This window comes from Streptomyces sp. NRRL F-6676 (assembly GCF_000725625.1).
Taxonomy (GTDB): Bacteria; Actinomycetota; Actinomycetes; order Streptomycetales; family Streptomycetaceae; genus Streptomyces.
Genome location: NZ_JOHS01000024.1, coordinates 71,042 through 86,368, shown reverse-complemented (window position 1 = coordinate 86,368; position 15,327 = coordinate 71,042). Strand labels below are relative to the sequence as shown.

Annotated in this window: 11 protein-coding genes; 9 read left to right on the top strand and 2 right to left on the bottom strand. The window is 75.1% G+C overall.

Annotated features, from left to right (window positions below; all coding sequences use genetic code 11):
* Positions 1-152: 152 nt before the first annotated feature.
* Positions 153-1,001, bottom strand: coding sequence for a helix-turn-helix transcriptional regulator (locus tag IO29_RS17440; protein WP_030380339.1), 849 nt, complete (start codon positions 999-1,001; stop codon positions 153-155).
* A gap of 135 nt (positions 1,002-1,136) precedes the next feature.
* Between IO29_RS17440 and IO29_RS17435 the strand changes: the two genes are divergently transcribed.
* From IO29_RS17435 to IO29_RS17415, 5 genes are all read left to right on the top strand, one after another.
* Positions 1,137-1,595, top strand: a complete 459-nt coding sequence (locus tag IO29_RS17435) for a nuclear transport factor 2 family protein (protein ID WP_030380340.1) — start codon at positions 1,137-1,139, stop codon at positions 1,593-1,595.
* On the top strand, positions 1,592-2,446 hold the full coding sequence (locus tag IO29_RS17430) for an NAD(P)H-binding protein (RefSeq protein ID WP_030380341.1): 855 nt from the start codon (positions 1,592-1,594) through the stop codon (positions 2,444-2,446). Before IO29_RS17435 ends, IO29_RS17430 begins: the two co-directional genes overlap by 4 nt.
* Positions 2,447-2,483: 37 nt before the next feature.
* A complete protein-coding gene (locus tag IO29_RS17425; protein ID WP_078618313.1) occupies positions 2,484-5,411 on the top strand; it encodes an FAD-binding and (Fe-S)-binding domain-containing protein in 2,928 nt (975 codons plus the stop codon).
* A 198-nt stretch (positions 5,412-5,609) separates the two neighbouring features.
* Positions 5,610-6,599 (top strand): EamA family transporter, encoded by a 990-nt coding sequence (locus IO29_RS17420; RefSeq protein WP_030380343.1) that lies wholly within the window; start codon positions 5,610-5,612, stop codon positions 6,597-6,599.
* 116 nt (positions 6,600-6,715) lie between these two features.
* The gene (locus IO29_RS17415) at positions 6,716-7,150 is read left to right on the top strand and encodes a hypothetical protein (protein ID WP_033226944.1); all 435 of its coding nucleotides are present in this window, start codon (positions 6,716-6,718) and stop codon (positions 7,148-7,150) included.
* A 25-nt stretch (positions 7,151-7,175) separates the two neighbouring features.
* On the opposite strand, the gene IO29_RS35565 is transcribed toward IO29_RS17415, so the two are convergent.
* Positions 7,176-9,545, bottom strand: a complete 2,370-nt coding sequence (locus IO29_RS35565; RefSeq protein ID WP_051742681.1) for an NACHT domain-containing protein — start codon at positions 9,543-9,545, stop codon at positions 7,176-7,178.
* Positions 9,546-9,897: 352 nt separating this feature from the next.
* Between IO29_RS35565 and IO29_RS39460 the strand changes: the two genes are divergently transcribed.
* From IO29_RS39460 to IO29_RS17385, 4 genes are all read left to right on the top strand, one after another.
* Positions 9,898-10,563, top strand: coding sequence for a TetR/AcrR family transcriptional regulator (locus IO29_RS39460; protein ID WP_051708034.1), 666 nt, complete (start codon positions 9,898-9,900; stop codon positions 10,561-10,563).
* A gap of 424 nt (positions 10,564-10,987) precedes the next feature.
* Complete coding sequence (locus tag IO29_RS17395) at positions 10,988-11,800, top strand: TIGR03084 family metal-binding protein (protein WP_030380347.1); 813 nt, start codon at positions 10,988-10,990, stop codon at positions 11,798-11,800.
* Positions 11,710-13,719, top strand: a complete 2,010-nt coding sequence (locus IO29_RS17390) for an acyclic terpene utilization AtuA family protein (RefSeq protein WP_078618315.1) — start codon at positions 11,710-11,712, stop codon at positions 13,717-13,719. The genes IO29_RS17395 and IO29_RS17390 overlap by 91 nt, the downstream gene beginning before the upstream one ends.
* Positions 13,716-15,314, top strand: a complete 1,599-nt coding sequence (locus tag IO29_RS17385; RefSeq protein ID WP_030380349.1) for an acyl-CoA carboxylase subunit beta — start codon at positions 13,716-13,718, stop codon at positions 15,312-15,314. The genes IO29_RS17390 and IO29_RS17385 overlap by 4 nt, the downstream gene beginning before the upstream one ends.
* Positions 15,315-15,327 lie beyond the last annotated feature (13 nt).

Genomic DNA, 15,327 nt, shown 5'->3' with positions numbered 1-15,327 from the left:
GCGCGTGGGGGTTCGAGGGGGGTGCGGGGGTGCGGTCACGCGGGCGTGCGCGCGAGGATCTGATGGCCAAGGTCGGCAGCCACCGGACCCACGCGGGCGTGCGCGCGGGTGTGCGGGTGTGCGGGTGCTTCGGGTGTTTCGGAGAGGCGCGCTCACGCCCCCGTGCCGTCGACGCGCAGCCGCTCCAGCGCGGCCGCGCTCGGACTGCCGGGCTCCGCGCTGTAGAGCACCAGCCGCAGCTCGGTGCCGGGCACGAGCAGCGTCTGCACGTCCAGGTCGAGCTCGCCCAGTTCGGCATGGTGCAGGCGCTTGCGCAGCGCCGGCCGGGGGTCCACCTCGTGGCTGCGCCAGCCGGCGCGGAAGTCCGCGTCGTGCGCGGCGTACGCGTTGACCAGCTCGCCCAGCACGCGGTCGCCCGGCAGCCGGACACTGGCCGCCCGCAGCTGGGCGGCGGACTGCCGGGCGAAGCCGCCCTCCGCGCCGGCGGGCGCCGAACAGAGGGTGCCGCCCAGCCGCACGGCCAGGCGCACGGTGTTGCGCTCACGGACGGGCAGCCGGCCGAAGTCGGTGATCAGCGCGGCCGCCGCCGTGTTCCAGGCGACGATGTCCTCGTGCTCGTCCACCAGATAGGCGGGCAGCGGACCGAGCCGGTGCAGCAGCCGCAGGGCGGCGTCGGGCACGGGTGCGCGGACCGCGTCGTCCGTGCGGGGCGGAATCTGCCCGGCCAGCCGCGCCAGGTGCTCGCGCTCCGCGGCGGTGAGCCGCAGCGCCGTGCCCAGCGCGGTCAGCACCTGCGGCGAGGGGCGCGGCGCGCGGGCCTGCTCCAGCCGCTCGTAGTAGCTGGTGGACATCCCGGCCAGGGCGGCCACCTCCTCCCGGCGCAGTCCGGGCGTGCGCCGGGGGCGGCGGCCGGGCGGATGGACGGCCCCGGCCGGCATCCGCCCGGGGTGCAGCGCCTCGCGCCGGCGGCGCAGGAAGTCGGCCAGTTCCGCTCTGCTCATCCGGCCAGGTTGGCACAGCGGCCCGCCGCGTAGCCACGGACCAGTGGTCCGGGGCTCGGCCGTGGGTGCCACGCCCGGGCTCGGGCGCCCAGTCTGAGGTGGTCATCCCGTTTCGCCGAACACTGGAGAACCGCCGTGCCCTCACGCACACCCGAACGCACACCCGAAGAGACCTTCCGCCGGCTGCTGGAGCTGTTGCGGGCGAAGGACATGAACGCCGTCGCCGACCTGTGGGCGGCGGACGGCACGGCCGAGTTCCCCTTCGCCGTGGGGGACGCGCCGCGCGAGCTGAACGGACGCGAGGCCGTACGCGCGTACCTGGCCGGCTACCCGGACCTGGTGGACGTGCGGGAGATCCCGGCCGTCACCGTGCACCGCACCGACCGGCCGGACACCGTCGTGGTGGAGTTCACCGCGCAGGGCCGCACGGTCGCCACCGGCGAGCCCTACCGGCTGGACTACATCACGGTGGTCACCACCCACGAGGGCCTGATCACCCGCTACCGGGACTACTGGAACCCGCTGGCCGTCGCCTCGGCGGCCGGCGCGCTGCCCGCCCTGCTCGGCGCGCTGCGTACGGAGGCCGTCCGATGACCGGCGTACTGATCACCGGCGGTACCGGGAAGACCGGCAGCGCCCTGGCCGGGCTGCTGCGCGCCGACGGCGTGCCGGTACGGGTGGCGAGCCGCACCCCGGCGGCCGACGACCCGGACGCCGTCCGGTTCGACTGGGCCGACCCCGCCACCCACCGGGCCGCGCTGCGCGGCACGGACCGGGTCCACCTGGTGCCCCCCGTGAACACCCTGGACCCGTTGCCGCTGGTCGAACCGTTCCTGGCCGAGGCCGACCGGCTCGGCGTGCGCCAGATCGTGCTGCTCGGCTCGGCCCTGGTGTTCCCCGGCGCCCCCGGTGCCCTGGAACTGGCCGCGCGGGTGCGGGCCAGGCCCGGCGGGGTGGTGCTGCGCGCCTCCGGGTTCATGCAGAACTTCCTGGCACCGCACCCCATGGGGGAGCGGATCCGGCGGGAGGGCGAGATCCGTACCGCCTCGGGCGACGGCCGGGTCGGCTGGATCGACGCACGGGACATCGCGGCGGCGGCCGCCGCGGTCCTGACCGCACCGGAGGACGCTCCTCACGGCCACACCGACGACCGGAGCGATTATCTGCTCACCGGTCCCGCGGCGCTCAGCTACCGGGGCGCGGCCGAGATCCTCACCCGGCACATCGGCCGGACGGTGCGGGTCGTGCCCGTGAAGCAGGAGGAGTTGGCGGCCGCCTACCGGGCCACGGGCCTGCCGGACGCCTTCGCGGCCTCGCTCGCCGCCGTCGACGCCACCATTCGGGACGGCCGCGACGACCAGGTCAGCACCGCCGTACTGGACCTGACCGGACACCCGCCCCGCACCTTCGCCGAGTTCGTCCGGGAGCACGTCGCACGGTACTGAACCGGTCACTGTCAGTGGTCGGTGGCATGGTGGGGGCATGACGGATCACGGGGAGTTCGGGGTCGGTGCGGGGGCGGCCGTGCCGTCCTCCGGTGTCGTGCGGGACGCGTTGCGGAAGGCCGTGCGCGGCGAGGTCGCCTTCGACGCGACCGCACGCGCCCTGCACACCATGGACGCGTCCAACTACCGCCGCGTCCCGCTCGGCGTCGTCGCGCCGCGGGACGCGGACGACGTGGCGGCGACGCTGGCGGTCTGCCGGGAGCTGGGGGTGCCGGTGGTGCCGCGCGGGGGCGGTACGTCGATCGCGGGGCAGGCCACCGGCACCGGCGTCGTGCTGGACTTCACGCGGCACATGAACCGCCTCCTCGACCTGGATCCGGGCAGCCGTACGGCCGTCGTGCAGCCGGGGCTGGTGCTCGACCGGCTCCAGGAGGCCGCCGCCCCGCACGGACTGCGCTTCGGCCCCGACCCCTCCACGCACGGCCGCTGCACCCTCGGCGGCATGATCGGCAACAACTCCTGCGGCTCCCACTCGGTCGCCTGGGGCACCACCGCCGACAACGTGGAGGAGCTGTCCGTCCGCACCGTGCGTGGCGACCGGCTGCGGGCCGGGCGGGACTGGCGGGGCGCGCCGGACGGCCTGCGGGCGCTGGTGGAGGGCGAGTTGGCGCGGCTGCGCACCGGCTTCCCGGAGCTGCCGCGCCGCATCTCCGGGTACGCGCTCGACGCGCTGCTGCCCGAGCGGGGCGCCGACGTGGCCCGTTCGCTGTGCGGCTCGGAGGGCACGCTCGGGGTGCTCACCGAGGCGGTCGTACGGCTCGTCGAGGCGCCGCGCGCACGGGCGCTGGCCGTGCTCGGGTACGCCGACGAGAGCGCGGCGGCCGACGCGGCGGCCGGTCTGCTGCCGTACGGGCCGCTCACGGTGGAGGGCATGGCCGCCGACCTCGTGCCCGACACCGCCGGGCTGCCCCGGGGCGGCGCCTGGCTGTTCGTGGAGGCCGGGGGCGACAGCGCGGGCGAGGCACGCGCGCGTGCGGAGGCGCTCGTGCGCGCCGCCGACGTCACGCAGGCCGTCGTCGTCACCGACCCGGCCGGGCAGCGCGCGCTGTGGCGGATCCGCGAGGACGCCGCCGGTACGGCGACGCGTATGCCGGACGGCAGAGAGGCCTGGCCCGGCTGGGAGGACTGCGCGGTGCCGCCCGCGCGGCTGGGGGCGTATCTGAAGGAGTTCCGCCGCCTGCTCACCGCCCACGGTCTGCGCGGCACGCCGTACGGGCACTTCGGCGACGGCTGCATCCACGTCCGCATCGACTTCGACCTGCTCACGGAGGGCGGTGTCGCGCGGTTCCGGCGCTTCTCGGAGGAACTGGCCGCGCTCGTCGTGGCGCACGGCGGCTCGCTGTCGGGGGAGCACGGCGACGGGCAGGCCCGCGCGGAGCTGCTGCCCGCGATGTACGGGCCCGAACTGGTGGAGCTGTTCGCCCGCGCCAAGGCCGTCTGGGACCCGGACGGCCTGCTCAACCCGGGCATACTAATCCGCCCCCACCGGCTCGACGAGAACCTGCGGTTCGCGCCGCTGCCCCGCCGCCCGGTGGACGTCGCCTTCGGCTACCCGGCCGACGGCGGGGACTTCACGGCGGCGGTGCGCCGGTGTGTCGGCGTCGCCAAGTGCCGTACGACGGAAGCCGGTTCGGGGGTCATGTGCCCCTCGTTCCGGGCCACAGGGGAGGAGGAGCACTCCACGCGCGGCCGGGCCCGGCTGCTGCACGAGATGCTGGCGGGCGAGGTCGTCACCGACGGCTGGCGCTCCACGGAGGTCCGGGACGCGCTCGACCTGTGCCTGTCCTGCAAGGGCTGCCGCAGCGACTGCCCGGTCGGCGTCGACATGGCCACGTACAAGGCGGAGTTCCTCCACCACCACTACGCCGGACGCCGCCGCCCGGCCGCGCACTACACGCTGGGGTGGCTGCCGCGCTGGCTCGCGCTCGTCTCCCGTACGCGCACGGCGGGCCTGGTCAACGCCCTGGCCGGGGTGCGCCCGCTGGCCGCCGTCGCCAAGCGGCTCGGGGGGATCGCCTCGGAGCGGGACGTGCCGCGGCTGGCGGGGGAGACGTTCGGGCGGTGGATACGGAGGCGCGGGCCGGTCAAGGATGGTGCCGGCAGTGCCAGTGGTGCCCGCGGTGCGCTCGTCGTGCTGTGGCCCGACACCTTCACCGAGCACTTCTCGCCCTCGGTCGGCCGGGCGGCCGTACGGGTGCTGGAGGCGGCGGGGCTGAGGGTCGTACCGCCGCCGCGGGCACGGTGGGGGGCGGCGATCGGCGACGGCGGCTCGCGCACCGTGCGGGCACTGGCCGCCGGGGCGCGCCGGGGCCGGGTCTGCTGCGGGCTGACGTACATCTCCACCGGCCAGCTCGACCGGGCCCGTACGGTGCTGCGCCGCACGCTCGACCTGATGGAACCGGTGACGGCGGGCGGCGCACCTGTCGTCGTCCTGGAGCCGAGCTGTGCCGCCGCGCTCCGCGCCGACCTGCCGGAGCTGCTGTCCGACGATCCGCGCGCGGCCCGGCTCGCCTCCCGCGTCGTCACGTTCGCCGAGGCGCTGGAACGGCACGCCCCGGACTGGCGGCCGCCGGTGGTGGACCGTCCGGTGGCCGGCCAGACCCACTGCCACCAGCACGCGGTCCTCGGCGACGCGGCCGAGCGCCGGCTGCGGGCGGCGGCCGGGCTCACCGGCGAGCTGAGCGGCGGCTGTTGCGGCCTCGCGGGGAACTTCGGCTTCGAGCGCGGGCACTACGACGTGTCGGTGGCCTGCGCGGAGGAGCAGCTCCTGCCGTCCGTACGGGCGGCGGGTCCGGAGACGGTACTGCTCGCGGACGGCTTCTCCTGCCGTACCCAGCTCGGCCGGCTCGCGGGCCGGGAGGGAAGACATCTGGCGGAGGTGCTGGCGGAGCACCTGGAGGACTGAACGCCTGGACAGGCCGGATATCCGGACGGACCGAGCCGCCGTGCCCGGTGCGGCCGCGCTGGGCAGGCAGTCCGTGACAGCCCCATCACCCCTACACACACCTGACCCAGTCCACTACCCTGGACCCGTCAGTACATCGCGATGGACGCCTCCCATCCGGACCCGTCCGCCGCGCTACTCCCAGCCCCTGGACCGCCCGTGAGCACCCCCAGCGCCGCCTCCACGCCCTCACCGGCCCCGCGCACGACCGCCGACCCGGCCGTCGGCCCGTCGTCCGGAGCGGCCGGCGACTCCCCGCACCGGTGGGGGTCCTTCGGCCCCGTCGGCCTGGTCCTCGCCGGCGGGGTGTCCGTGCAGTTCGGGGCCGCCCTGGCGGTGAACCTGATGCCGCGCGCCGGCGCGCTCGGCGTGGTCACGCTGCGGCTGGCGATGGCGGCGGTGCTGATGGTCGTCGTCTGCCGCCCGAAGCTGCGCGGCCACTCGCGCGCCGACTGGGGCACGGTCGTGGCGTTCGGTGTCGCCATGGGTGCGATGAACGGCCTCTTCTACCAGGCCGTCTCCCGCATTCCGCTCGGCCCCGCCGTCACCCTGGAGGTGCTCGGCCCGCTGGCCCTGTCCGTCCTGGCCTCGCGCCGGGCGGTCAACGTCGTCTGGGCCGGGCTGGCCCTCGCGGGCGTCTTCCTGCTCGGCGGGGGCGGCTTCGACGGCCTCGACCCCGCCGGTGTCGCCTTCGCGCTCGGTGCGGGCGCGATGTGGGCGGCGTACATCGTCTTCAGCGCGCGGACGGGCCGCCGCTTCCCGCAGGCCGACGGGCTCGCCCTGGCGCTGGTCGTCGCGGCGGCGCTGATCACGCCGCTGGGCATCGCCGAGTCGGGGTCGAAGCTGCTGGTGCCGACGACGCTGGGGCTGGGCGCGGCGGTGGCGTGCCTGTCCTCCGTCCTGCCGTACACCCTGGAACTGCTCGCGCTGCGCCGGCTGCCCGCGTCGACGTTCGCGATCCTGATGAGCCTGGAGCCGGCCCTCGCCGCGCTCGCGGGGTTCCTGATCCTGCACCAGTCCCTGTCGCTGCCGGAGGTCCTGGCGATCACCCTGGTCATCGCGGCGAGCATGGGCGCGGTACGCACACAGGTGGGCCGCGGCGCCCGGCGCGAGGGCCGGGTGACACCGGAGTCCGGGGTGAACGCCTGAGCGGAAACCGGGCGATCGCCGGCCGCGGGCACGTTACCTTTGACGGTCCGTGGACGTGTCGACCCCCGTGCGTGAGCGAGCGGGCGCGGTGGGCCGACAGGGTGAGGGGAGCGGCGATGGATCCGATCTCGGCGGCCGCGCTGGCGGCTCTGGCCGGGGGTGTCGGCGGCGAGGCCGGCCGGAACGCGTGGCAGGCGTTGAGCGCGCTGATCCGCCGCCCGTTCCGGCACGGTGAGGCCGACGGCGCGCCCGTGGTGAGTTCCGGCGAGGCCGAACTCACGGCGCTGACGCGGAGCCCCGGCGAGTCGGAGCGAGCTCAGCGGCTGAGTACGGCCCTCGCCGTGCGCGCCGCGCTGGACGCGGAGTTCCGCCTCGCCCTGGAGAGCTGGTGGCGGCAGGCGGAGCCGGCCTGTACGGGTGAAGGCGCGGTGACGAACCAGATCAGCGGGGGCACGCAGTACGGCCCCGTCGTCCAGGGCAGGGACTTCTCCGGTCTCACCATCACCGCGCACGCGACGCCTCCGGCCACGGGTGACACGCAGGAGGACTGAACCGGCGCCGCCGACGGGAACCGGCTCACGTCCTTCCGGCGAGGCGGCGCTGCAATTCGGCGTGGCGGAGCTGGTAGGTGGCTCCGACCTGCCGCAGCACTCCCCGCCGGTGCGCGTCCGCGAGAAACGACATCAACCGCCAGGGCACCCGGCCGCGCAGGGCGAGCCACCAGCGGGCGAGCGTGAACGATCCGTATCTGGCCTGGAGGAAGCCCCAGGCCAGACCGGTGGCCAGCCCGTCGGCCACCCCGGCCAGGGTCCCCCGCCACGGCCCCAGGACCGAGGAGATGACGACCGCGGCGGCGAGGCCGATGGCGAGGCCACCCGCCATGGCGGTGGTCAGGAACGTGACGCGGTCCTGGTCCAGTACGGTCTGCGGATCCGCCGCGACCGTCGCCTCGGCCGGCTTGGCCTCCAGCCCCGCGCCGAAGGAACCGCCGACGGCGGCGACCAGCCCCGACACGAGCCCGCCGAGCAGACCTGCCTGGAGGGCGACCGCGATCCCGATGGCCACACCGCCCCCGAGACCGGTGAGGATGCCGAGCGGTGACCAGCGGAGCCCTCGCGCCGGAAGGCGGCTGTGGCCCAGGGTGACCACGCAGGCGGCGGCGATGCCGAAACCGACGCTGTTGACCAGCGGCGCAGAGTCCCCCATCTCGGGTTCGCCGACGAACGCCCCGACGAAGGACGCCGCGAGGCCGCCTGCCAGCCCGGCCCGGAAACCGCCCAGGAACCCCGGCACCAGGCCCAGCGCGAGCCCGCTGACGAAATACCCCGCGGGGCTGTGGATCCCGAGCGCGAAACGCATGCCGAGCCCGAACGCGGAACCGAGAACGCTGCCGGTCAGACCTCCCGCCAGCCCACGGTTGAAGCTCAGGGCGGGCGGACTCCACCGTCGGCCGATCATTGCCACGGTGACGCCGACGAGCATGCCGACCCCGAGCCAGGCGCCGAACGGCATCAGCACACCGGCCGGCACCGCCATGAGTCCAATGGCCGCTCCCACCAGCATCCTCGGCGCCGCGTCGGCGAGGTCCCACCATCTGAGGTCGGTGGTGCCCTGCTGGCGATGTTCCAGGTCATGGGCGAGAAAGGTCAGGAAATGAGCCGCCTGGCCCCGTGTCCATCCGTGCCGTGATCCTGACGGCCCGGCCGGGGCCGGGGCCGAGGTCCGGTGCCGCGCGTAGGAGGCGGGGACGAAGGCGTCCAGCAGATGCGCCCGGATCGCCGTGGGCGTGGGGAACCGGGAGCGGTCCAGGAGTTCCAGCGGATGTCCGCCGGGTGCGTGGTGCTCGACGTCCTCCGCCGCGTCCGGCGAGGGGTTGTAGACGACGCGGGCGAGGTAGGCCATCAGCGGCGTCGTGAACAGCCGGCTCAGGGGATGAAGGTCGTGCTCGGCGGCCAGCGCCGTGAACACCTCCCGCCAGCGGGCCTCGTTGGTCGGTCCGCCGGCGGAGTCCAGTAAGTACGACGCGATGACGTCTAGGGCCAGCGGCTCGATCTCGACGCCCGCCGCTCCCGTCACCCGTACCTCGGGCCCTTCGCGGGGGCGGACGGTGGCGGCGAAGGAGGCGCTGCGGGAGCTGAGGACCATTCCGAGGTCCGGGCGGAGGCCGAGCGCGTTGTTGATCCGGGCGATCGCGCGGCCGCGCACGCGATCGGGGATCTCGTCCAGACCGTCCAGCACCAGCATGATTGCGCCGGCATCCAGCAGTTCCCGCCCTCTCTTGGTTCCCGTCCGGCCGGGTTCCCCGAGCCACGGGTAGTCGATCCCCAGCCGCTGCTCCAGCCACAGATCGAGATCCTCCCGGTCCGGGTCCCACGAGGCGAGCGAGACGAGCACGGGCACCGGGTCCCCGTGGCGGCGGTGCGCGAGCAGGTCCAGCACGAGCCGCACCAGCAGCATGCTCTTGCCGGATCCCGGTTCCCCGAGCACGACCAGGCGGCCCGTGGGCACCCTGGTCAGCACCTTCACCAGATCGCCGCCGCCTCCGGACAGCGCCTCCGGCCCGGAGGCCCAGCCGGACGGTGAGGCCGAGGAGGCACGGCCGACTCCGGTGGTGGCCAGCCGGACCAGCGAGCGCCAGGGCTCCATCAGCTCAGGAGGGGCGGGCCGCCACCGGACCGGAAGCGGATACGGATCGTTCAGCCGCCGCAGCGCCGCCTCCTCCCGCCACTGACGTCTGACGGCGAAGGCGAGGTCGTCCGCGGCCCGGGTCAGTGCCGCGTCCTCGGCGGACGAGGCCGGAGGACCGACGAATCCGTTGATCGTGACGTCACCGAGGAAGTCCCGCCCCTGGATCACGGGTCCGCCGGCGCCCGAGAACTCGTTGCGGATGTCTCCGTCCCCTGTGTTCCCCCCGGTGTTCCCCTCCCCCTGCACATCACGCTTCACGAACGTCCCCCTTCCGCCCGAGAGCCCCTGCCGCGTCTCGCACCGGCGCACACCTCGCCACCGGCCACCGCGTACGCGGCTGGTGAGTGGATCAGGTTACCCAGTCACCGGCCAACTCGGGCAGACCCGCGCATACTTGGCCGCTCCGTTGGTCCGCGGGGCCGAATGCCGTAGGCTGCGCAAAGCGGAAACTCTTTCCGTTACTGGTCGCGAGGGAGCCGTCGCCGGTCACGCGGGCGCGGACGGAGGTGATGTGGTGCCCCGGGAGAAGACCGCACGGGCGGGAAAGACGGCACAGGCGGGAAAGCCGGCCCAGGCCGGAAAGCCCGCACGGGCGGGAAAGCCCGCACAGGTGGGTAACCAGGAGCCCGGCACGACGACGGAGGAACCCCCCGGCGTCGCACCGGACGCCGCCGACCCGGCCCCCCGGCAGCGCCGCCGCCGTGCCGACGCGCGGCGGAACGTCGACGCGCTGGTCGAGGCCGCCCGCACCGTCTTCGCCACCTCCGGGGTCGACGCCCCGGCGAAGGAGATCACCGACCTGGCCGGCGTCGGCGTCGGCACGCTGTACCGGCACTTCCCGCAACGCGCCGACCTGGTCAAGGCGGTCGTGGAGAGCGGCATCGACGCCGTCGCGGACGCGGGTCCCGAGCTGAGCGCCGCACACCCCCCGGCGGAGGCGCTCGCCCGCTGGACCCACCGGTTCACCGCGCTCCTCGCGACCAAACGGGGCCTCGCCTCGGCACTGCACTCGGGCGACCCGGCCTTCGCCGGCCTGCCCGACTACTTCCTGCAACGCCTGGGCCCGGCCCTGGCCGCCCTGCTCGCCGCGGCGGTCGCCGACGGCACGGTCCGCGACGACATCGACGCCGAAGACCTGCTCCACGCCCTCGCCCAGCTCTCCCAACCGGTCCCGGGCCGAAGCGCCGAACAGACCCGGCGCATCGTCGACGTCTTCGTCGACGGGCTGTACCGGGGCAGCGCCGCCGGTCACGCCCCCGCCGCCCCGCCGGCCTGAGCCGCCGGTCCCCGCCGGTCCCCGCCGGCCCCCGCCGGCCCCCGCCGGTCTCGTCGGTCCCGCCGGCCCCCGCCGGCCCCCGCCGGTCTCGTCGGTCCCGTCGGCCCGCCGGCCTGAGCCGTCGGCCTGCCCTGGCAGTCCGTCGTGAGCCACCGGCCCGCGCGGCAGCGTCGGCGGCTCCGCCCCGCCGGCCTGGGCCGTCGGTCCCGCTGGCCCCGCCGGCCTGAGCCGTCGGTGCGTGGGCGGTGGCCGGTTGCGGGCCGGGGCGCTTCCCGTCCGGCAATCATGCAAGCACGCTTGCTTGTTTTCCGTGCCGCTGCCATGCTCCCTCGCACACCGCCGGGCCCCGACGGCCGGTGGTGTCGTACCGCCGTGCCGTGACCGTGTCCGTCCGTGCCGTGCCGTACCGGAAGGGGAGTGCCCCGTGTCCGATCCGACGCCCGTGTTCGACGATCTGCACGACGAGGGCGAGGAGCTCGACCGGCTCGTCGCGGGGTTGCCGGGGGAGCGGTGGGGCGGGGCCACCCCCGCGCCGGGCTGGAGCATCGCCCACCAGATCGCGCACCTCGCCTGGACCGACCGTTCCGCGCTCGTCGCCGTCACCGATCCGGACGGCTTCGGCCCGCTCGTCGAACAGGCGCTCGCCGCGCCCGACGCCTTCGTGGACCGGGGCGCGGAGGAGGGGGCCGCGCGCCCGCCGGACGCGCTGCTCGCCCACTGGCGCGAGGGGCGCGCGGCTTTGCAGAAGGCGCTGCGCGCCGCGCCCCCCGGCGCGCGCTTCCCCTGGTACGGGCCGCCCATGTCGGCCGCCTCCATGGCGACCGGGCGGCTGATGGAGACCTGGGCCCACGGCCAGGACGTCGCCGACGCACTGGGCGTCACCCGCACCCCCACCGACCGGCTGCGCCACGTCGTGCGCATCGGGGTACGGGCTCGCGACTACTCCTTCATGGCGCACCGACTCACGCCTCCGGCAGAGGAGTTCCGCGTCGAGGTCGTCGCACCGGGCGGGGCGTTGTGGACCTACGGCCCCGAGGACGCCGCCCAGCGGGTCACCGGAGCGGCGCTCGACCTCTGCCTCCTGGTCACCCAGCGCGCCCACCGCGCCGACCTCGCCCTACGGGCGGAGGGCGCCGACGCCGACCGATGGCTGGACATCGCCCAGGCGTTCGCGGGACCGCCGGGCACCGGGCGTGCGCCCGGGGGCGCGGGGTCCGCGGGGGGAGCCCGTCCGTGACCGAGCCCCCGCCCACCGCGCCCACGACCGCCCCCCTCCGCATCGGCAACGCCTCCGGTTTCTACGGCGACCGCTTCGACGCCCTGCGCGAGATGCTCACCGGCGGCCCCCTCGACGTCCTCACCGGTGACTACCTCGCCGAGCTGACCATGCTCATCCTCGGCCGCGACCGGCTGAAGGACCCCGTCGCCGGGTACGCCCGCACCTTCCTGCGCCAGCTGGAGGAGTGCCTCGGCCTCGCGCACGAACGGGGCGTGAGGATCGTCAGCAATGCCGGGGGGCTCAACCCCGCCGGGCTCGCCGACGCCGTCCGCGCGCTGGCCGGGCGGCTCGGCATCCCCGTCCGTGTCGCGCACGTCGAGGGCGACGACCTCACCGCCGCGCACCCGGGGACCCTGGCCGCGCACGCCTACCTCGGCGGCCACGGCATCGCCGCCTGTCTGCGCGCGGGCGCCGACGTCGTCGTCACCGGGCGGGTCACCGACGCCGCGCTCGTCACCGGGCCCGCCGCCGCGCACTTCGGCTGGGCGCCGGACGCGTACGACGCCCTCGCGGGCGCGGTCGTCGCCGGGCACGTACTGGAGTGCGGCACGCAGGCCACCGGCGGCAACTACGCCTTCTTCACCGAGCACCCGCGCGCCCGGCTGCGCCGCCCCGGCTTCCCGCTCGCCGAACTGCGTGCCGACGGCAGCGCCGTGATCACCAAGCACGACGGCACCGGAGGCGTCGTCGACCTCGGCACCGTCACGGCACAGCTCCTCTACGAGACGGCCGGCGCCCGGTATCCGGGGCCCGACGTCACCGCCCGCCTCGACACCGTGCGCCTCACCCAGGAGGGCCCCGACCGGGTCCGTGTCGAGGGCGTGCGCGGGGAGGCGCCGCCGCCCACCCTCAAGGTCGGCCTCAACCGCCTCGGCGGCTTCCGCAACGAGGTCGTCTTCGTCCTGACGGGGCTGGAGGTGGAGGCCAAGGCCGCCCTCGTGCGCGCACAGATGGAGGACGCGTTCGCCGTCGCCACGTGCCGCCCCCGGCATGTGCGGTGGGAACTCGTCCGCACCGACCGGCCCGACGCCCGCACCGAGGAGACCGCGAGCGCGCTGCTGCGGCTCGTCGTCCGCGACCCGGACGCCGACGCGGTCGGCCGGGCGTTCAGCGGCGCCGCCGTCGAACTCGCCCTCGCCAGCTACCCCGGCTTCCACGTCCTCGCCCCACCCGCCAAGGGCACGCCCTACGGCGTCTTCGAGGCCGCCCGCGCCGACCAGGGCGCCGTACCGCACCTCGCCGTCCTGCCCGACGGGCGGCGGATCGCCGTCGGCCCGCCCGCCGACAGCCGCGTACCCGACGCCGTCCCCGAGCCGCCGCTGCCCGCGCCCCTGCCGCCGGGGCCGACCCGGCGGGCGCCGCTCGGTCTCGTCGCCGGAGCCCGCAGCGGCGACAAGGGCGGCGACGCCAACATCGGCGTCTGGGTGCGGACCGAGGCCGCCTGGCGCTGGCTCGCGCACGAACTGACCACCGAACGGCTGCGGCAACTCCTCCCCGAGACGGGGACGGGGGCCGAGGGCGGCACCGGGGCCCCCGGTCTCGCTGTCACCCGCCATGTCCTGCCGAACCTGCGCGCCCTCAACTTCGTCGTCGGCGGCATCCTCGGCGAGGGCGTCGCCGCGCAGGCCCGCTTCGACCCCCAGGCCAAGGCGCTCGGCGAATGGCTGCGCTCCCGCCACCTGGACATCCCGGAGACCCTGCTGGACACCCCGGAGGCCCTGGGCGGCCCGCCGGACGATCCCCACGCCCCGCCGGACGATCCCCACGCCCCGCCGGACGACCCCGACGCCCCGCCGAAGGCCACCCCGGAACCCCCGCCGACGGCAACCCCGGAATCCCCGCCCGCGGCGACCGACCCTCCGGAGGACCCCCGATGACCGTCCTGACCTCCGCCCTCGACACCTCCACCCCCCAATACGCCCAGAACCGCACCGCCATGCTGGAGAAGCTCGCCGCGCTCGACGCCGAGCACGCCAAGGCGCTCGCCGGGGGCGGCGAGAAGTACGTCGAACGCCATCGCGAGCGCGGCAAGCTGCTCGCCCGCGAGCGCGTCGAACTCCTCCTGGACCCCGACACCCCGTTCCTCGAACTGTCCCCGCTCGCCGCCTGGGGCAGCGACCACACCGTCGGCGCCTCGCTCGTCACCGGCATCGGCGTCGTCGAGGGCGTCGAGTGCGTGATCACCGCCAACGACCCGACCGTACGCGGCGGCGCCAGCAACCCCTGGACGCTGCGGAAGGCCCTGCGCGCCAACGAGATCGCCCTCGCCAACCGGCTCCCCTGCGTCAACCTCGTCGAGTCCGGCGGCGCGGATCTGCCCTCACAGAAGGAGATCTTCATCCCCGGGGGCGCCCTCTTCCGCGATCTGACCCGGCTGTCCGCCGCCGACATCCCCACGATCGCCGTCGTCTTCGGGAACTCCACCGCCGGCGGCGCCTATGTGCCCGGCATGTCCGATCACGTGATCATGGTCAAGGACCGCGCCAAGGTGTTCCTCGGCGGCCCGCCGCTGGTGAAGATGGCCACCGGCGAGGAGAGCGACGACGAATCCCTCGGCGGCGCCGACATGCACGCCCGCGTCTCCGGCCTCGCCGACCACTTCGCCGTCGACGAACCCGACGCGCTGCGCCGCGCCCGCCGTGTCGTCGCCCGCCTCAACCACCGCAAGGCCCATCCCGATCCCCCGTTCGCGGAGCCGCCCAAATACGACAACGGCGAACTTCTCGGCATCGTTCCCGGCGACCTGAAGATCCCCTTCGACCCGCGCGAGGTCGTCGCCCGCGTCGTCGACGGCTCCGACTTCGACGAGTTCAAGCCGCTCTACGGACCCAGCCTGGTCACCGGCTGGGCCGCCCTGCACGGCTATCCCGTCGGCATCCTCGCCAACGCCCAAGGGGTGCTGTTCAGCGCCGAGTCGCAGAAGGCCGCCCAGTTCATCCAGCTCGCCAACCAGCGCGACATCCCGCTGGTGTTCCTGCACAACACCACCGGCTACATGGTCGGCAGGGAGTACGAACAGGGCGGCATCATCAAGCACGGCGCCATGATGATCAACGCGGTCGCCAACTCCCGCGTCCCGCACCTCTCCGTCCTCATGGGCGCCTCCTACGGCGCCGGCCACTACGGCATGTGCGGCCGCGCCTACGACCCCCGGTTCCTGTTCGCCTGGCCCAGCGCCAAGTCCGCCGTCATGGGCCCCCAGCAGCTCGCCGGCGTGCTCTCCCTCGTCGCCCGCCAGTCCGCCGCCGCCAAGGGCCGCCCCTACGACGACGAGGCCGACGCCGCGCTGCGCGCCATGGTGGAACAGCAGATCGAGTCCGAGTCGCTGCCGATGTTCCTGTCCGGACGCCTGTACGACGACGGCGTCATCGACCCGCGCGACACCCGCACCGTCCTCGGCATCTGCCTGTCCGCGATCCACACCGCCGACTACGAGGGCGCCCGGGGCGGCTTCGGCGTCTTCCGCATGTGAGAGGCGAAGGAAA